Below are 16118 nucleotides of genomic sequence, written 5' to 3'. Positions count from 1 at the left end.
GCCTTTTTATTGCTCCGTCATTGCGACCCGTTGGCTCCTCGCAATGACGGTTGTGCGTGCTACGCCAATCGTCGCAGCGTCTCGCCCTTGAACCAGGCGTCGATGCCTTCGACCATCTGGTTGTAGTGCGAGCGAAAGCTCTCCTCGGTGACATAGCCGAGATGCGGCGTCAGCACGATGTTGTCGAGTTTTCTGAAGGGATGATCCACCGGCAGCGGCTCGACCGAGAACACGTCGACCGCTGCACCCGCGATCTTCCGCTCGCTCAGGGTTTCCAGAAGTGCCGCTTCATCGACGATCGGCCCGCGCGCGGTGTTGACGAGGTAGCTGGTCGGCTTCATCCGCGCCAAATCCTCCCGTCCGACCAATCCGCGCGAGCGCTGGCTCAGCACCACATGGACGGTGACGATGTCGGCGGTCGAAAACAGCTCCTCCTTGGTGGCGTAGGCGACGCCGACCTCCTTGCATCGCTCCGCCGTCAGGTTCGGGCTCCAGGCGATCACGTTCATCCCGAACGCTTTTGCCAGCCCTGAAACCTTGGCGCCTAATTTGCCGAGGCCGACCACGCCGAGCGTCCGGCCCTCGATCTCGATGCCGACGAATTTCTGCAACGCTTCGCCCGCATGCATGCGCGCATTCTCGCGGCCGATATTGCGGGTCAGTTCCAGGATCAGGCCCATGGTCAAGGGCGCGGTGGGGTCGCGGCCCCATTGCGTGCCGCACAAGACCACCTTGTGGTCCTTGGCGGCCTCCATATCGATCGCGGCATTGCGCATGCCCGAGGTGATCAGCAGCTTCAGCTTCGGCAATGCGGCAAACAGCGCGCGCGGAAACGGCGTGCGCTCGCGCATCGCGCAGATGATCTCGAAACCCTTCAGCGCGCTGGCTGCGGCCTCGGTGGAAGCAAAGGGCTGGTTGAACACCGTGATGTCGACGCGGTCGGAGACTTTCGACCAGTCCGCGACCCGCAACGCCAAATTGATATAGTCATCGAGAATTGCACAGCGCAGCCGCGTCATGGCGAGGTCCGTTCATGGCGATGATGACGGCTCAAGCTAGACGCCGTCCGGGAAGCGCCATGGTCGCGCGCAATCCTGAAGCGCGCAAGCGGCTTGCTGCAGAAAAAGCGCCGGCTGTTTAGCGCGCAGGTGCCCTGCGCGCCTTCGTGGCGCGGATTTCCGCGACCATCGAATGGACCGCGGGTGACACCGCCATATGCTTGGCGTGCCAGGCGGGGCCTGGGCCGCGCATATAATGCAGTTCCGGCCGGTAGGGGTTGAACGCCCGGGTGAAGAACTGGCGCCAGAAGGTGCGGTATTCAGCGAAAGGGCTCGACCCGTCGCGGCTGCCCGCAGTGGGCGAAAGGGATTCCGAGGTGATCATAGTCATGACGGTCCTGCCTTTTTGTCCGACGACTTCGGTCGCGCGGAGCCCTTTTTTGGGGGCTGGCGGGCAGTTTCCGGTGTGAGTCATTAAAAGAAGGTTTCAATTGTTCCTACCCGTAATGATACTGGTGAACGGATGGAAAACACCGCGGCCGCGGTTGCCCTTTGGGGGCCGCGCCGCTACATCAGCGCCAGCAAATCTCCGTAAATCCACGGTTTTCAAGGGATCGCGATGGCCCGTCAGTTCGTCTATTTCATGCAAGGCCTGTCCAAGACCTATCCGCCCAACCGCAAGGTGCTCGATAGCGTCCATCTGTCGTTTTATCCCGACGCCAAGATCGGCGTGCTCGGCGTCAACGGCTCCGGCAAATCGACGCTGCTGCGGATCATGGCCGGCCTCGACAAGGAATATAACGGCGAGGCCTGGGTCGCCGAGGGCGCCCGGGTCGGCTATCTCGAACAGGAGCCGCATCTCGACGCCTCCAAGACGGTGCGCGAAAACGTCATGCTGGGCGTCGCCAAGCAGAAGGCGATCCTCGACCGCTATAACGAGCTCGCGGTCAATTATTCCGAGGAAACCGCCGACGAAATGACCAAATTGCAGGACGAGATCGAGGCCGCGGGCCTGTGGGATCTCGACAGCAAGGTCGACCAGGCGATGGACGCGCTGCGCTGCCCGCCCGACGATTCCGATGTCGAAAAACTCTCCGGCGGCGAGCGGCGTCGAGTGGCGCTGTGCCGGCTGTTGCTCGACCAGCCCGAACTGTTGCTGTTGGACGAACCGACCAACCATCTCGACGCCGAGTCGGTGTCGTGGCTGGAAGGCCATTTGCGCAACTATCCCGGCGCGATCCTGATCGTCACCCATGACCGCTATTTCCTCGACAATGTCACGGGCTGGATTCTCGAACTCGACCGCGGCAAGGGCATCCCCTACGAGGGCAATTACTCGTCCTGGCTGGTGCAAAAGCAAAAGCGGCTGGAGCAGGAGGGCCGCGAGGAGGCCGCGCATCAGCGCACGCTGGCGCGCGAGCAGGAGTGGATCGCGGCGTCGCCGAAAGCTCGCCAGGCCAAGTCCAAGGCGCGCTACCAGCGCTATGAAGAACTGTTGAAGCAGGCCAGCGAGAAGCAGACCCAGACCGCGCAGATCACGATTCCCGTGGCCGAACGGCTCGGCCAGAACGTGATCGATTTCGAGGGACTTACAAAAGGCTTTGGCGACGAGCGGCTTTTGATCGACGATTTGACCTTCAAGCTGCCGCCCGGCGGCATCGTCGGCGTCATCGGCCCCAATGGCGCCGGCAAGACCACGCTGTTCCGCATGATCACCTCCCAGGAGAAGCCGGACAAGGGCTCGATCACGGTGGGTGACAGCGTGCATCTCGGCTATGTCGATCAGTCGCGCGACAGTCTCGACGGCAAGAAGACGGTGTGGGAGGAAATTTCCGGCGGCAACGAGCTCATTCTTCTGGGCAAGCGCGAGGTCAATTCGCGCGGCTATTGCTCCTCGTTCAACTTCAAGGGCGCCGATCAGCAGAAGAAAGTCGGTGCGCTGTCGGGCGGCGAACGCAACCGCGTGCATCTGGCAAAAATGCTGAAATCCGGCGCCAACGTACTGCTGCTCGACGAGCCCACCAACGACCTCGATGTCGACACCTTGCGCGCGCTGGAAGAAGCGCTGGAGGATTTCGCCGGCTGCGCCGTGATCATCAGCCATGACCGCTGGTTCCTCGACCGCATCGCCACCCACATGCTGGCCTTCGAAGGCGACAGCCATGTCGAATGGTTCGAAGGCAATTTCCAGGACTACGAGAAAGACAAGATGCGCAGGCTGGGTCAGGATTCGATCATCCCGCATCGCGTGAAGTACAAGAAGCTGACAAGGTGAAGATGAAGCGGTTGGCGTTCATTGCCGCGGTGTTCGCCTTTCTCGGTGGATCGCATCCCGCCCGCGCCACTGATGCAGGCTTCACCCAATTCATCGCCTCGCTATGGCCGGAAGCGCAAGCCGCCGGCGTCTCGCGCGCGACGTTCGACACTGAGACAAGCGGCCTCGAGCCGGATTACAAATTGCCCGATCTGATCCTGCCCGGCAGGCCGGCGACCGGCGCGCCATCGCAGGCCGAGTTCGTGCAGGTGCCGGCGGATTATGTGAAGGAGGCAAGCATCGCGCGGCTCGCCAGCGAAGGCCAGCGGCTGATGCAGAAATACCGCCCGGCGCTGACCGAGATCGAGACGCGCTTCGGCGTTCCCGCGACCATCGTGCTCGCGATCTGGGGCCGCGAAACCGATTACGGCCGCTATACGCTGCCTTATGACGGGTTGCGTGTGCTGGCGACGCAGGCCTATGTCGGCCGGCGCAAGGATCAATATCGCACCGAGTTCATCCTGGCGCTGAAACTCCTGGGCGACGGCGAGGTGGCGCGCAAGGACATGCGCTCATCCTGGGCTGGCGCCACCGGGCTGACGCAATTCTTGCCGTCGGAATTTTACAAGCATGCCGTCGATCTCGACGGCGACGGGCGCAAGGACATCTGGCATTCGGTACCGGACGCGCTCGCTTCCGCAGCCCAGCAGCTCGTCAACAAGGGCTGGCAGAGCGGCGTGCGCTGGGCCTACGAGGTGCAGGCGCCGGCAAATGTCGATTGCACGCAGGGCGTGCCGGAGGTGACAAAACCGATCGGCGAATGGCTGCGCGCAGGTTTTGTGCCGGTGCGCGGGCAAAAGCTCAAGCCGGCCGAGCAGGCGGAGCCGGCCTCGCTGCTGCAGCCCGAAGGCATCTACGGCCCGGCTTTTTTGACCACCAAGAATTATTTCGTCATCAAGGAATATAATTTTTCCGATTTGTACGTGCTGTTCGTCGGCCACCTCGCGGACCGCATGCTGAGCCCGCTCGCCTTCGCAACGCCGTGGTCGGCGTCCACCCAGCTCCGTACCGCCGATGTCGAAGCGATGCAGCGCGGACTGACGCGCATCGGTCTCTATGCCGACAAGGTCGACGGCAAGGCCGGCATGAAAACCCGCGCGGCGCTCGGTGCCTATCAGAAGTCGGCCGGGCTCAAGGTCGATTGCTGGCCGAGCGAAACGGTGCTGCGTTCGATCAGCACGGCGCGCTGACTATTTTTTCGTCATTGCGAGGAGCGCAGCGGACGAAGCAATCCAGCTTTGACGCCGGGACGTAGGAAGCTGGATTGCTTCGCGGAGCCTGTCATCGGGCGCGCGTTCGTGCGACCCGTTGGCTCGCAATGACGGGCACAAAGAAAAAACCCGGCCGAAGCATCGGCCGGGTTCAAGATCGCGGCTGTTATCGCCGATCGGATCAGTAGCAGACCTCGACACGGCGGAAGCGCCAGTCGTAACCATCCCAGAAGCGCTCGCGAACCCAGCGGCAGGGGGGCGGCGCTTCTTCCACATACACCGGACCGCCATAGGCCGGGCGGCTGGAGGCGATGGCACCGCCGACGATCGCGCCGCCGATGATTCCGCCAGCCACAGCGGCGCCGAGGCCGCGCTGTGCGCTTGCCGGGGTCGCTGCGAGCGAAGCAGCGACGGTAGCGACCGCGACCAAGGCAGCAAATGTCTTCTTCATGTCTTGGGCTCTCCTGGAGATGGCGCCTTCGGTCGGCGCCGGGTTGATGGTTAATCACGCCTGATTCGAAACTGGCCGTCTCGCTAGAAGGAAGCGCACAACAGTCAATCGAAAGTAAACGTTCTCAGTGCGTGGCCTGAAAAAGCGGTTTTTTCAGGCCGATAACGATAAACGTTCCCGAAAACGCTATGTTTCGGGAACGGTCGGGCTTGTTTGCAACGAAGATGAACCGCGTTTAGCCGCAGACCCGCACGTTGCGAATCCGCCAGCCATAGCCATCCCAGAACCGCTGCCGCTGCCAGACGCAGCCGCCATAATAGTCGTCGTCGGCGATATAGGCCGGGCTGCCATAATAGCCGTAGCCGGGACCGTAATAGCCATAGCCGGGCCCATAATAACGAGGGCCGGCGAGCGCGCCGCCGACAATGGCGCCGCCGATGATTCCGCCCGCGATCGCTGCGCCGACACCGCGTTGTGCATGGGCCGGGGCGGGCGCCGCCACCGAGGACACAGCAAGGGTAGCGACGGCAGCGAATGCCATCAAAGTCTTCTTCATGGCGTCACCTTTCTCATCGAGCAAGGACGGCCGATGAGGCCGTCCGTCGCGGCGAAACTTCCACATTTCGCTTGAATGATCAATGAACGAGGGCGCCATATTTGGCGACCAATATGGGCCGTCCCAAGGCATTTTTGCAGTGCACAATCGGACGGCAAAGGGCTGGTCCGGGCGCGAGGAATCATGACCAACGCAATCACGGCATTTGTGATCGCGGTCGGCGGTGCGGCGGTGGTGTTCTACCTGCTGATGACCCGATTGGAGAACCGCAGGCGAATTCGCCGCTCGTCCGCCGATGGCGTCGCGCCGGACCCCGCCAGCTATTTCGGCGGCGATGGATGGTCCTTCGCAAGCTGGTTTGGCGGCGGTCATTCCGCGTTCGATGGTTCGGGACATCAGGTCGATTCCAGCGGCTTCTCTAGCGGCGGCGGCGACTTTGGCGGAGGCGGAGGTGGAGGCGACTTCGGGGGAGGTGGAGGAGGCGGCGACGGCGGAGGAGGCGGCGGCGGCGACGGCGGTGGCGGTGGTGGAGGCGGCGGAGGCGATTGACGCGACGCGCCGACGGAAAAAGCACCGCCATGTGGATCTGCCGCAACCAGCCCATTTTAGAGCCGTTCTAGGCTCTATCGGGATCAGTTTGGAATCACTTCAAAACACGGTTTTTCCTTTTGCATCCGGCCGCAGCCTTAAATATCTGATGGCTCAGCATCACCGAAGGGCATTTGCGTTTTCATGATTGTTTGTTCCTGCAACGTACTGAGCGACGACGATGTACGTAACGCCGTCAACGCCTCGGAAGACCTTCCGCGCAACGCCAAACAGATCTACGGCTGTCTCGGCTGCAGCGCCGAATGCGGCCGCTGCGCGCGCACCATCAAGACCATTATCGACGATGCGTTAGGCGCCTGCGCCAAGGCCTGCTGTGCAGGCTGCCCGCACAGCCGCAGCGATGTGGACGCGGATGTCCACGGCGAATTCGCCCTCGCTGCCTCCTGAAGCCCTCAAAATCCCGTTTGTTTCCGCCCGCCATTTTCAACCGATGGGTTGCTCCCGCGCGTAATGTGACCGAGCGCGATCAGCAAAAGTGGAATCCGGTTTTGCGTCCGATCGCGCTCTAATATTGTATTTAGCGCATGATCTTTTCGCCAAACCGCTTACACTTTGGCGGATCATGCGCTAGTAGCCTTCTAAGTTACCTTACCCGGCCAGCGGAGTGCATCATGCAGGGCGACGCAAAAGTCATTGACTACCTCAACAAGGGCCTGCGCCACGAGCTCACCGCCATCAACCAGTATTGGCTGCATTACCGGCTCCTGAACAATTGGGGCTTGCTGGAAATGGCCAAGACCTGGCGCAAGGAATCCATCGAGGAGATGGAGCACGCCGACAAGTTCACCGACCGCATCCTGTTCCTCGACGGGTTTCCCAACATGCAGGTGCTCGACCCCTTGCGGATCGGGCAGAACGTCAAGGAAATCATCGAGTGCGATCTTGCCGCCGAGATCAGCGCCCGCAATCTCTACCAGGAGGCGGCGACCTATTGCCACGGCGTCAAGGATTACGTCTCGCGCGATCTGTTCGAGAGCCTGATGAAGGACGAGGAGCATCACATCGATTTCCTCGAAACCCAGCTCGATCTGATTGGACGGATCGGGCTCGAGCTCTACACACAGAAGCATGTCGGCGGGTTGGAGAGCGAGCACTAGGCCTTACCGCGTTCATAGCTGTCATCACCCGCGAAGGCGGGTGATCCAGTATTCCAGAGACGTCGGCGATAGAGCCGAAAGGCCGCGGCGTACTGGATACCCGCCTTCGCGGGTATGACAGCGTTGGTGCGGCGCTGAAATACTTCCCTTACAGCTGCGTCTTGTAACGCTCTTCGACCACGGCCTGGGGTTCAGCCTCGCCGAGGCTGGTCTGGTCGTGGATCATCTGGCTGATGCTCGGCAGCACGGAACGTTCGACGCGGGTATCTGCCGACCACAATTTCGAGCGCATCAGCGCCTTGCCGCAATGGAAGTAGACCTCGTCTACCGCAATGCTCAGCACCACGCGTGGCGGCTTGCCGAACTCCACCATCGACGCCAACAGATCCGGATCCGTTGTGAGCTTGCCTTTGCCGCCGACGCGCAGCGTCTCGTCGATGCCGGGCACGAAGAAGATCAGTTGCAGCAGGCCGCTTCCCTCGACGATGTTGCGAAAACTGTCGATCCGGTTGTTGCCGGAGCGATCCGGCATCAGAAGCTGGTTAGGGCCTGCGACATGGACAAAACCCGGATTGCCGCCGCGCGGCGAGGCATCGACGCTGGCGTCGGAGCCCGACGTCGCCAGCACGCAGAACGGCGACATCTGGATGAATTTTTTCGCATGCACGTCGATCTCCGGCCGCGCCTTCGCGATCACGCGCGGGGTGGGTTTTGCGTAGATCGTGGCGAGGTCGCTGGCGCTGAGGTCGGTCACGGCTATTCTCCGATCATGGTTTTGGAGAGAGTATCAGCAAGCAGCGCGGTCGTCATCCCAGCGTGAGCGCAAGTGCGCTCATCGCGGAGGTGCGCGCTCTTGCGCGCCTCGAAGGATGATAGCCCGTGGCCCATCCTTCGAGGCTCGCTGCGCTCGCACCTCAGAGACTGACTGAAAATGCAGCCAATGGAACCGGTGGTTCTAGTGAAACTCGTCATGCCCGGGCTTGTCCCGGGCATCCACGTCTTACAGGTGGAAAACAAGAAAGACGTGGATGGCCGGGACAAGCCCGGCCATGACGTGGTTAGAAAGTGCCTGGATGGGCTGGCCGCATTTCCGGTCAGACTCTCAGGATGACGGCAGTTGTAGCATTCACACCGCGTCCGCCGGCACAAAACAGCTGATCACGATGCCGCCGCGGTGATGCACGTACCACACCACGGCCTCGCCGACCGGATTGCCGCGGTCGCGGATGATGGCGTGCGCGGGGACCTGCATCCACTGGCCCTCGATCGGCACCCAATAGGCGCCCTCGCGAAAATCATATTCGGTGCGATGGCCGTCGGAGATGTCGCAGCAGGGCACGCCGTTCGGCGCGATCACGCCCTTGAACCAGGCACGGATGTCGGAAGGCACGTTCTCAAATTGCCCGTTGTCGAAGGCGAGCGCCGCGCTGGTCAGCGCAGACAGGCACGCCAGCAGGGCGAGCTGCGCGAACCTTCGCATGCGATCCTCCGCATCGTTAAATTAGCGTCGTTGTATCCGGCTTCGTCATTGCGCGCGGGACTTCCCGGCGCGCACGAATCTTAAAGGGCTAAATGCAATTAAGCCCGAGCTCTCCTGCGGATGCACGCTCAAAAAATAAGCGACGCGCGCCATTTACCAATTGATGCGGTGCGAAATCGTCCGCCTCACATCGTGCGTTGCGGCGCCGTCTGCAGCAATTCCTGCAGTTGCTGTTTGTAGAATTTTGCGTCACCTGTCGTGAGATGGCCGCGCGTCTCGGTGCTCGCCGGGATCAGATAAAGTTTTGCATTTTTCACGCGTTTGATCGCGGCCTCGGTGACGCCGTTTTCCGGCGGATTGCGTTCGTCGTCGGCGGCATTGATGGCAAGCAGCGTCGCCTCGATCCGCTCCAACCCGGCAGAGGGATTGTAATCGTGCGAGGCTTCCCACTGGTAGATGTAGTCATTGGCGTCAGCCGTCACTGGCGTCGCCAGCAATTCGTCGGCCATCCTGTCAGCCTTTGCCGCCGTCGGGGCGAGCGTCTGATAGCCGAGCGTGCCGCCGGCGGAAGCAATGCGATAGGCGGCGATGGCGTATTTCATCATCCGCGGCTGTGCTGTGTAATTGCCGCTGATGTAATCGGGATCGTTGCGGATGGTTTCCAGCATCATTCGCCGCAGCATCCAATTGCGCGCCGCCATCTCGGTCGGCTGCGACGCCATCGGCACCAGCGCGTCCATCATGTGCGGATACTTCACCCCCCAGAGCCAGGTGTGCATGCCGCCCATCGAATTGCCGATCACAAGCCGCAGATGTTTGATGCCGAGCCCTTCCTTGACCAGGCGGTACTGCGCATCGACCATGTCGTCGTAATCATATTTCGGAAATGCCGTCTTCATGCCGTCGGAGGGTTTTGATGATTTGCCGTGGCCGATGCCGTCGGGAATGATGATGTAGTATTTCGACGCGTCCAGCGGCTGGCCGGGGCCGAACAACTCGCCGGCGAAAGTCGGCGTCAGCATGGTCGCGGCCGAGCCGCCTGAGCCGTGCAGCACCAGCACCGGCTGGCCGGTTGGCTCGCCGACCGTGGTATAGTGCAGCCGCAATTCCGGCATGGTTTCGCCGGTGTGGAATTTGAAATCCCGCATTGTCCAGTCGCCTTGCTTCGGCGCGGGATAATCGGCGGCCAGTGCCGTGAATGAAGTCATTGCAAAAATCGCCGTTAACACTGGGTGCGAAAATTTCATGGTGCGTCTTCCCCGGCACGGCCGCTCTCGGCGCCGTTTCGCCGTGAGCTTACCATGCCGCACGAGGCGAGCGGAGATGGCGGCGTCGCCGGTGCCTCAAAAAAATTTCGTCCTGTCAGGGGAATACTACGCCGTGTCCTCGACATCCGTCTCCGGACGGTCGCCGCCGGCTGAAGTCTCGGTGTGCCATTTGCCGTCGGGGGTCTCGTATTCGATCGCCTCGGTACGCCCGGGCACGCGCTGTTCGGCGGCGGCGCGCTTGGCTGCGGACAGCGCCGCGGCATGGGTGGCAAAAGCTTCCGAAAACACACCGTTAACGGTGTAGGCCCAGCCGCCGTCATGCTGAACGATCTTGTAGGTGACGTGGGACATGGCGGGCTCGCTGGCTTTGGCGGGGACGACGGGGGTGAACTCCGCTCCCATTCTATGCCAAAATGAGGCGCGATGCAGGTATTTTGGATCAGATGTCCGGTGGACAAGGGAGAAAAAAATGTGCCGCAACATCAAGACGCTGTTCAATTTCGAACCGCCGGCAACGGATGACGAGATCCACGCCTCGGCGCTGCAATTCGTGCGAAAACTTTCCGGCTTCAACAAGCCGTCGCAGGCGAACGCCGAAGCCTTCGACCGCGCCGTGGCCGAAGTCTCGGCCTCGGCCCGCCGGCTCCTGGCCTCGCTGAATACCCATGCGCCGGCCCGTGACCGCGAGACCGAGGCCGAAAAGGCGCGCGAACGCTCGCGCTTGCGGTTTGGATGAGGCTAGCTGTGAACGACGCGCGAGACTCGCCATGATGATCAGACGGTGGCCCGGCATTGTCATCTTCGCATTAATGCTCGGCGCGTTCGCATTCCCTGTCCGCAGCGCCGAGGTCGGTGACGACAGAGGTTTCGCGGCGGTGAAGGAGGCCTTCGGGCAAATCCGCGCCAACTATGTCGATGAGATCGACGACGCAAAAGTCATCGATGCCGCGATCAAGGCGATGCGGAAAGTCCCGGGGATCGATCCACGTTCGACCGCCGGCAACGACGTTCCGGATACCGGCGCGGCAGGCGATACCGAGCAACTTCTCGGCCGCCTGGAATCGACCTTCAAGCGAATTCAGGCGGAGAATGCCGGGGCGATCGAAACCCAGAAACTGGTCGATTACGCCATCTTCGGCATGATCACGGCGCTCGACCCGCATACCCAATACATCGATCCTCCGAAATGGCGCGACAATTTGGCGGCGTTGCAGCTTGGCGGCGTCGGCTTGAATCTCAACATCGATGCGGGAGAGGTCGGCGTCGTCAGCGCGATTGAAAATGGGCCCGCGCAAAAGGCGGGCATCGTCGCGGGCGATAGGATTGTCGCGATCGGTCGCGCGCCGGTCGCGGGCCTTCCGTTGCCGCAGGTCGTCGCCCGGCTGCGCGGCCCGCTTGATTCAAGGATCCTGTTGACGGTCTCGCGCGGCAAGAAGCCAATCGAATTTGCGGTCACGCGGGCGACGGTACATCCGCAAAATGTTTTCGTCAGGCGTCATGACGATTTCGGCTACATCGTGCTCACCGGATTTGGCGAGTTGACCGCGCCGAACCTGAAAATCGCGATCGAGAAGCTCCAGTCGGGGGCGGGCAAGGACAAGCTCAGGGGATACATCCTCGACTTGCGAAACAATGCCGGGGGATTCCTCGACGCCGTGGTTTCGATTGCCGGTGGATTTCTCGGCAACGGCCTTGTCGCGACCACGCGCAGCCGCGATCGCGAGACCCAGCGTTTCGAGGCAAATTCCCGCGACCTGACCGCGGCCAAGCCGATCGTCGTTCTCATCAACGGGGGGACGGCCGCAGGCGCCGAGATCGTGGCAAGCGCGCTGCAAGAGCACCATCGCGCCACCATCGTCGGCGCGCGATCGGCGGGGGCGGGAACTATTCAAACCGTGGTCGCGCTGGGCGAGGGAAACGGCGCGTTACGCCTGACGACGTCGCGTATCTACACCTCCGCCGGCCAACCGCTCGACCAACACGGAGTGAGCCCCGATTTTGCCGTCGAACAACCGGCGCCGTCGCCAAATGCGAGGCCGGCTGATCCCGCCGCGCCGGAAAGCATAGCGCAAGATCGGCAGTTTCAGTTCGCGCTGAATGTCCTGAAGAAAAAATGACGGCTGGCCACCGCCGCTGCGTTAGGCCGCAGACTTACTTCTTATCCTTGTCTTTGTGCTTGTGCTTCTTCTTCTTGTCCTTGCGGTGATGGTCGTCATCCTCATCGTCGCCGGATGCATCATCATGCTCGATCGCTTCCAGCGCCTCGCGTTCGGCGGCTTCGCGCTCGCTGGCTTCCTGGGCCTCGCGTTCGCGCAGGCGCTTGTAGTCTTCATAGGCGTCGAACAAAAGATGCAGCCACGGCATTACTTGTTCGATCGAAGGCAGTTGCCCGGGCGGGCCGGGTTCGCCGCGCGGACCTGCTTCGCCTCGCACGCCCGGCTTGCCCTGCGGACCGATCTCGCCACGCGCGCCTTGCGGTCCCTGTCGCCCCTGCCGGGTGACTGTATCGTCTGCCAATTGCTGCCCCCACGATTTCTGGTCGGTTCTTAGCAGACGTTTGATGACGGCATCAATTGAACGGCAGGGTTCCGCTTGATTTGATCAACAATGAAATCGCGGCAGCGCGGTTTATGAATGCTGCGCGCCGTCCCACATCACCGGCAGATTGAGCAAGCCCCGGAACGCCCAGCCACCGATCCGCACCGGCTCGCTGTGATCGAGCCGCAACCCGTTCAACCGTTTGAAGATGCTCGGCAGCGCGACGTCGGCGACCATCGCGCGCGAGGCAAACGCGCCGGCGCAATAATGCGGGCCGGCGCCAAACGCGATGCTCTTCTGGGTGTCGCGGGTGATGTCGAAATCGTCAGGCCTGGCAAAACAGGCCTCATCGCGGTTGGCCGAGCCGAACATGAAGAACACGCGGTCCTCCGGCTCGAAATCGACCCCGCCATAGGACCAATGTCTTGCGACGCGCCGCGGCGACATTCCGATCGGCGCGATCCAGCGCGCATATTCCTCGAACACATCCAACCACTTCGCTTTGCCCGCGCGAACCAGCGCGAGCTGGTCGGGATGCGTCAAGAGCGCCCAGACTGTGCCGGAGATGGCATCGCGCGGCTCGTTCTGGCCGCCCGAAATCGCCAGTTTGATGTTGGCGCGCACGCTTTCCATCGGTTGCGCGGCGGCGAGCAAGACGCTGAGGATCGAGCTGTTGGGATGTTTTTTCACCACCGGAACCATGTCGTCGATCGCGGCATCGATGCCGGCGGTCGCGGCATGGCAGCGCGCCTCGACCGCCTTGTCGCCACTGTAATTGGCGATGCCGTCGATCATCGCCTGCGACCACGCGTCCATGTCCTGGAAGCGTATGTTGGTCAGCCCGGTGATGTCCTTCAGGCATTCCGCCGACAGCGGCAGTGCGAACGCCTTGGCGAGGTCAGTGCGGCCGCGAGGAGCCAGCTCATCGAGAATGCGGTCGGCATGGGCCTGGAACTGCCTGATCCAGGTGTCGCGCACGGTGCGCGGCGACACCGACGGAAACATCGCCGCGCGTTCCTTCATATGCGCATCGCCATCCTTGCGCATCATGTTGTGACCCATCAACGTATTCATCAGCCCGGCCGGCTGGTGCGACGAAAACACGTCGATGCGCTTTTCCTGCGTGAAAATATCATCGCGCCGCGTGAACACAGTCGAGCCGAGCTGCGGCACGAATGCGATCGGCGCCTCTCTCCGCATTCTTGCCAGCGCGGGATAGGGATCGGCCCAGAACGCTGGAACGTCGATGTCGAAATGCGGGGCATTGGACATGGTGTTTCGCTCCACCCGGGACTTTCCGCCCGGCTGGCGCGGACATTAATCACAATGCGCCGGCACGTCTAATCCGTCGGCCGAATATTGCCGGATCTTGTTGCGCAAGGTACGCACGGACACCCCGAGCACGCGCGCGGCGCGGGTCCGGTTGCCGTCGCAGCGGGCGAGCGTTTGCAGCACCAGCTCGCGCTCGATCTCGTCGACGGTCGAGCCGATCAGGAGCGGCACGACTTCGTTCGGAGCGAGCGTTGGCGACGGCGGAATTTCAGGCGAAGGGGCGGGGAACAGATGAATAGGGAACACTTGGGTCATGGACGCAACTCCCGATCAAGTTTCGCCTCCTTACTGGAAGCGAATACATCGTGAACTGACCAGCCCCTGCCAACGGCAAGGTGGGGTGATTTGGTTAACAAAGTACTAACGGGGGCACGGCACCTCCGAACACGCCGGTCGTCATCCCCGCGAAAGCGGGGATCCAGTACGCCGCGGCCCCTCGGCTCAATCACTGCCGTCTCTGGAATACTGGATCGTCCGGTCAAGCCGGACGATGACAGTCGTTGGTTCGTCTTCAAATCGTCCGATATCCGCCATCGGCCATCACGATCGATCCCGTGACAAAAGCGGACAGGTCCGACGCCAGAAAGATCGCCGGCCCGACGATATCCTCCGGCTTGCCGGTGCGTCCGAGCGGGGTGTGATCGACGAAGACCTTCACAAGTTCCGGATTGCCGGCGCGCGTCTTCTCGTTCAGCGGAGTTTCGATAAAGCCCGGGCCGATCGCGTTGACGCGGACGCCGTCCTTGCCAAGTTCGGCCGCGAGCGCGCGCGTCAGGCCGAGCACGCCGTGCTTCGAGGCGGTATAGGCCGGCGAGGTCGGCGTGCGCAGATGCATGAAGGACTGGATCGAGCCGATATTGATGATGCGCCCCTTGGCCGCACGCAAGCTTTCCAGGAACGCTTGCGTCACATTGAAGACGCCGTTGAGATTGATCGCGATGATGTCTTCCCAATCCTTGGTCACGGCCTCGGCCGCGCCCAGCATGCCGTTGCGCCGTGCGATGCCGGCATTGTTGACCAGGATTGAAACCGACCCGACCTTGTCGGCGACTTGCTTTGCCATTGCGACGCAATCGTCGCGCCTGGTTACATCGAGCGCAAAACTCTCCGCTCTGCCGTTCGCGTCGCGAATTTCCCGCGCCGTCTCGGCTGCAGCTTCCGCGTTGATATCGAGCACCACAAGCCGCGCGCCCTCGCGCGCATAGCCGCGCGCGATCGCGCGCCCGATCCCGGAACCGGCGCCGGTGACGACTGCGATGTGATTTTGGAGAAGGGGCATGGGGGTTTCCTCTGCTTTTTGGTTTTTCGCGTTCGCTACAAACTAATTCAAAATTGCCGGCGCATAAACGGAAAGCTTTACCGCCGCGTTGTATTGATTTCGCCTGCCCATGGATAGACAGCTCTGGGAATGGAAACTCGGTATTGATCGGATATGGTCGGCGGCCGCGCCCGACTATCACGAGGCCGCGTGCCTTGCCGCCGAGATCGCACACTCAAGCCAAGAGGTGATGCTGCGGCAGGCGGCCAGCCAAGCGCTGCCGATCCTGCGCAGCGCCTCGGATGAAACCGCCGAGCAGGCGACCAAGGACGCGGCGCGGCGCCGCCTCGGCGTCGTTCGCGAAGTCCTGCATTCGCTCACCACCCAGCCGTTCGGCAAGCGCGGTGTCGCGCCGAAATTGCCGACGCCGGAGGAGCGATACCGGCATCTGCTCGGATTGCCGCTCGGCCGCCGGCTGTCCGGCGTCGAGATCCACCAAGCCTATAAACGCGTGGCCAAGCGGGCGCACCCGGACGCTGGCGGCAGCGCGCGGGAATTTCTGGAACTGTCCGCGGCGCGCGATGCGCTGATGAAGGAGAGATAGGCTTTTGCCGCGCTTGCGAGAGCCCCGCGCGCTCGGCTGGCCCGGCCCACCGGTTAGGCCTTCCGGTCATAAAATGAAGGGCACACTTTTATGATCTCGGCGTTCTGGGCATCGCTGAGAAAAATAATGTCGAGATGGGCGTTGGCGTTGAAGATCGACGCAAAACTCTTGCCAGCCTGCGCGACCAGCTTTTCGCTGTCGACCTCGTCGCGGGTCTTGAGGGCGAGGATCACACCGCTGGTTTTGCCGTCATAGAGCACGCGGGCGAGGTAAGCCTTGTCCACGGTGATGTCCTGAAGCAGCATCGTGGCGAGCGCATCCTTGAGGCGCCGCGCGGCCGGGCCATCCTGTTCGCCCAGGAATGTGATCTCGGGAGTGGGGAACTGGTCGATCAAGCGGGTC

At 62.1% G+C, this 16118-nt stretch carries 21 protein-coding genes; 8 read left to right on the top strand and 13 right to left on the bottom strand.

The features are described from left to right. Nucleotides 1-59 precede the first annotated feature (59 nt). Both B5526_RS11275 and B5526_RS11270 read right to left on the bottom strand, forming a co-directional pair. A complete protein-coding gene (locus B5526_RS11275; protein WP_079538256.1) occupies nt 60-1019 on the bottom strand; it encodes a D-2-hydroxyacid dehydrogenase family protein in 960 nt (319 codons plus the stop codon). Between the two features lie 118 nt (nt 1020-1137). Then, the gene (locus B5526_RS11270) at nt 1138-1389 is read right to left on the bottom strand and encodes a hypothetical protein (protein ID WP_079544916.1); all 252 of its coding nucleotides are present in this window, start codon (nt 1387-1389) and stop codon (nt 1138-1140) included. Between the two features lie 228 nt (nt 1390-1617). Here B5526_RS11270 and ettA point away from each other — a divergent pair, with 228 nt between their 5' ends. Next, nucleotides 1618-3273, top strand: a complete 1656-nt coding sequence (gene ettA, locus B5526_RS11265; protein WP_079538255.1) for an energy-dependent translational throttle protein EttA — start codon at nt 1618-1620, stop codon at nt 3271-3273. A 2-nt stretch (nt 3274-3275) separates the two neighbouring features. Further along, nucleotides 3276-4502 carry a lytic murein transglycosylase gene (locus B5526_RS11260; RefSeq protein WP_079538254.1) on the top strand — a complete coding sequence of 409 codons (1227 nt, stop codon included), beginning with the start codon at nt 3276-3278 and terminating at the stop codon, nt 4500-4502. A 202-nt stretch (nt 4503-4704) separates the two neighbouring features. On the opposite strand, the gene B5526_RS11255 is transcribed toward B5526_RS11260, so the two are convergent. Both B5526_RS11255 and B5526_RS11250 read right to left on the bottom strand, forming a co-directional pair. Then, the gene (locus B5526_RS11255) at nt 4705-4974 is read right to left on the bottom strand and encodes a hypothetical protein (protein WP_079538253.1); all 270 of its coding nucleotides are present in this window, start codon (nt 4972-4974) and stop codon (nt 4705-4707) included. Between the two features lie 235 nt (nt 4975-5209). Then, on the bottom strand, nt 5210-5530 hold the full coding sequence (locus B5526_RS11250; RefSeq protein ID WP_079544915.1) for a hypothetical protein: 321 nt from the start codon (nt 5528-5530) through the stop codon (nt 5210-5212). A 183-nt stretch (nt 5531-5713) separates the two neighbouring features. On the opposite strand from B5526_RS11250, the gene B5526_RS38435 reads away from it, so the two are divergent. From B5526_RS38435 to bfr, 3 genes are all read left to right on the top strand, one after another. After that, on the top strand, nt 5714-6079 hold the full coding sequence (locus B5526_RS38435) for a hypothetical protein (RefSeq protein ID WP_079538252.1): 366 nt from the start codon (nt 5714-5716) through the stop codon (nt 6077-6079). A 183-nt stretch (nt 6080-6262) separates the two neighbouring features. Then, the gene (locus tag B5526_RS11240; RefSeq protein WP_079538251.1) at nt 6263-6526 is read left to right on the top strand and encodes a (2Fe-2S)-binding protein; all 264 of its coding nucleotides are present in this window, start codon (nt 6263-6265) and stop codon (nt 6524-6526) included. Nucleotides 6527-6750: 224 nt separating this feature from the next. Continuing rightward, nucleotides 6751-7236 carry a bacterioferritin gene (gene bfr / locus B5526_RS11235; RefSeq protein WP_079538250.1) on the top strand — a complete coding sequence of 162 codons (486 nt, stop codon included), beginning with the start codon at nt 6751-6753 and terminating at the stop codon, nt 7234-7236. Nucleotides 7237-7384: 148 nt separating this feature from the next. Here bfr and B5526_RS11230 read toward each other — a convergent pair whose 3' ends face one another. The 4 genes from B5526_RS11230 to B5526_RS11210 form a co-directional block, all read right to left on the bottom strand. Further along, on the bottom strand, nt 7385-7990 hold the full coding sequence (locus B5526_RS11230; RefSeq protein WP_079538249.1) for a pyridoxamine 5'-phosphate oxidase family protein: 606 nt from the start codon (nt 7988-7990) through the stop codon (nt 7385-7387). 372 nt (nt 7991-8362) lie between these two features. Continuing rightward, nucleotides 8363-8716, bottom strand: a complete 354-nt coding sequence (locus B5526_RS11220) for a hypothetical protein (protein WP_079538247.1) — start codon at nt 8714-8716, stop codon at nt 8363-8365. Nucleotides 8717-8901: 185 nt separating this feature from the next. Beyond that, on the bottom strand, nt 8902-9963 hold the full coding sequence (locus B5526_RS11215) for an alpha/beta fold hydrolase (RefSeq protein WP_079538246.1): 1062 nt from the start codon (nt 9961-9963) through the stop codon (nt 8902-8904). Nucleotides 9964-10089: 126 nt separating this feature from the next. Beyond that, entirely contained in the window at nt 10090-10335 is a 246-nt protein-coding gene (locus tag B5526_RS11210; protein ID WP_079544914.1) for a DUF2188 domain-containing protein, read from the bottom strand. A gap of 118 nt (nt 10336-10453) precedes the next feature. Between B5526_RS11210 and B5526_RS11205 the strand changes: the two genes are divergently transcribed. Continuing rightward, the gene (locus tag B5526_RS11205; protein ID WP_079538245.1) at nt 10454-10720 is read left to right on the top strand and encodes a DUF2277 domain-containing protein; all 267 of its coding nucleotides are present in this window, start codon (nt 10454-10456) and stop codon (nt 10718-10720) included. A gap of 223 nt (nt 10721-10943) precedes the next feature. Next, on the top strand, nt 10944-12101 hold the full coding sequence (locus tag B5526_RS11200) for a S41 family peptidase (protein ID WP_433994646.1): 1158 nt from the start codon (nt 10944-10946) through the stop codon (nt 12099-12101). Between the two features lie 34 nt (nt 12102-12135). On the opposite strand, the gene B5526_RS39430 is transcribed toward B5526_RS11200, so the two are convergent. The 4 genes from B5526_RS39430 to B5526_RS11180 form a co-directional block, all read right to left on the bottom strand. Next, nucleotides 12136-12501 (bottom strand): hypothetical protein, encoded by a 366-nt coding sequence (locus B5526_RS39430; RefSeq protein ID WP_079538243.1) that lies wholly within the window; start codon nt 12499-12501, stop codon nt 12136-12138. 111 nt (nt 12502-12612) lie between these two features. Beyond that, nucleotides 12613-13794, bottom strand: a complete 1182-nt coding sequence (locus tag B5526_RS11190; protein WP_079544913.1) for a cytochrome P450 — start codon at nt 13792-13794, stop codon at nt 12613-12615. Nucleotides 13795-13839: 45 nt separating this feature from the next. After that, nucleotides 13840-14109 carry a helix-turn-helix domain-containing protein gene (locus B5526_RS11185; RefSeq protein ID WP_079538242.1) on the bottom strand — a complete coding sequence of 90 codons (270 nt, stop codon included), beginning with the start codon at nt 14107-14109 and terminating at the stop codon, nt 13840-13842. A gap of 256 nt (nt 14110-14365) precedes the next feature. Further along, nucleotides 14366-15133: an SDR family NAD(P)-dependent oxidoreductase gene (locus B5526_RS11180; protein ID WP_079538241.1), complete on the bottom strand. Its 768-nt coding sequence runs from the start codon at nt 15131-15133 to the stop codon at nt 14366-14368. 109 nt (nt 15134-15242) lie between these two features. On the opposite strand from B5526_RS11180, the gene B5526_RS11175 reads away from it, so the two are divergent. Then, on the top strand, nt 15243-15716 hold the full coding sequence (locus B5526_RS11175; protein ID WP_079538240.1) for a hypothetical protein: 474 nt from the start codon (nt 15243-15245) through the stop codon (nt 15714-15716). 53 nt (nt 15717-15769) lie between these two features. On the opposite strand, the gene B5526_RS11170 is transcribed toward B5526_RS11175, so the two are convergent. Continuing rightward, nucleotides 15770-16111, bottom strand: a complete 342-nt coding sequence (locus tag B5526_RS11170) for an enhanced serine sensitivity protein SseB C-terminal domain-containing protein (protein WP_079538239.1) — start codon at nt 16109-16111, stop codon at nt 15770-15772. Nucleotides 16112-16118: the final 7 nt, after the last annotated feature.

Origin of the sequence: Bradyrhizobium lablabi (assembly GCF_900141755.1) — a bacterium.
Lineage (GTDB): Bacteria > Pseudomonadota > Alphaproteobacteria > Rhizobiales > Xanthobacteraceae > Bradyrhizobium > Bradyrhizobium lablabi_A.
The sequence above is the reverse complement of the archived record's forward strand: the minus strand, read 5'-3'. Positions and strand labels throughout refer to the sequence as shown.

Coding starts and splice junctions, on each gene's coding strand:
- B5526_RS11275 (WP_079538256.1), bottom strand. CDS start 1,019: ATGACGCGGCTGCGCTGTGCAATTCTCGATGACTATATCAATTTGGCG.
- B5526_RS11270 (WP_079544916.1), bottom strand. CDS start 1,389: ATGACTATGATCACCTCGGAATCCCTTTCGCCCACTGCGGGCAGCCGC.
- ettA (WP_079538255.1), top strand. CDS start 1,618: ATGGCCCGTCAGTTCGTCTATTTCATGCAAGGCCTGTCCAAGACCTAT.
- B5526_RS11260 (WP_079538254.1), top strand. CDS start 3,276: ATGAAGCGGTTGGCGTTCATTGCCGCGGTGTTCGCCTTTCTCGGTGGA.
- B5526_RS11255 (WP_079538253.1), bottom strand. CDS start 4,974: ATGAAGAAGACATTTGCTGCCTTGGTCGCGGTCGCTACCGTCGCTGCT.
- B5526_RS11250 (WP_079544915.1), bottom strand. CDS start 5,530: ATGAAGAAGACTTTGATGGCATTCGCTGCCGTCGCTACCCTTGCTGTG.
- B5526_RS38435 (WP_079538252.1), top strand. CDS start 5,714: ATGACCAACGCAATCACGGCATTTGTGATCGCGGTCGGCGGTGCGGCG.
- B5526_RS11240 (WP_079538251.1), top strand. CDS start 6,263: ATGATTGTTTGTTCCTGCAACGTACTGAGCGACGACGATGTACGTAAC.
- bfr (WP_079538250.1), top strand. CDS start 6,751: ATGCAGGGCGACGCAAAAGTCATTGACTACCTCAACAAGGGCCTGCGC.
- B5526_RS11220 (WP_079538247.1), bottom strand. CDS start 8,716: ATGCGAAGGTTCGCGCAGCTCGCCCTGCTGGCGTGCCTGTCTGCGCTG.
- B5526_RS11215 (WP_079538246.1), bottom strand. CDS start 9,963: ATGAAATTTTCGCACCCAGTGTTAACGGCGATTTTTGCAATGACTTCA.
- B5526_RS11210 (WP_079544914.1), bottom strand. CDS start 10,335: ATGTCCCACGTCACCTACAAGATCGTTCAGCATGACGGCGGCTGGGCC.
- B5526_RS11205 (WP_079538245.1), top strand. CDS start 10,454: ATGTGCCGCAACATCAAGACGCTGTTCAATTTCGAACCGCCGGCAACG.
- B5526_RS11200 (WP_433994646.1), top strand. CDS start 10,944: ATGCGGAAAGTCCCGGGGATCGATCCACGTTCGACCGCCGGCAACGAC.
- B5526_RS11190 (WP_079544913.1), bottom strand. CDS start 13,794: ATGTCCAATGCCCCGCATTTCGACATCGACGTTCCAGCGTTCTGGGCC.
- B5526_RS11185 (WP_079538242.1), bottom strand. CDS start 14,109: ATGACCCAAGTGTTCCCTATTCATCTGTTCCCCGCCCCTTCGCCTGAA.
- B5526_RS11180 (WP_079538241.1), bottom strand. CDS start 15,133: ATGCCCCTTCTCCAAAATCACATCGCAGTCGTCACCGGCGCCGGTTCC.
- B5526_RS11175 (WP_079538240.1), top strand. CDS start 15,243: ATGGATAGACAGCTCTGGGAATGGAAACTCGGTATTGATCGGATATGG.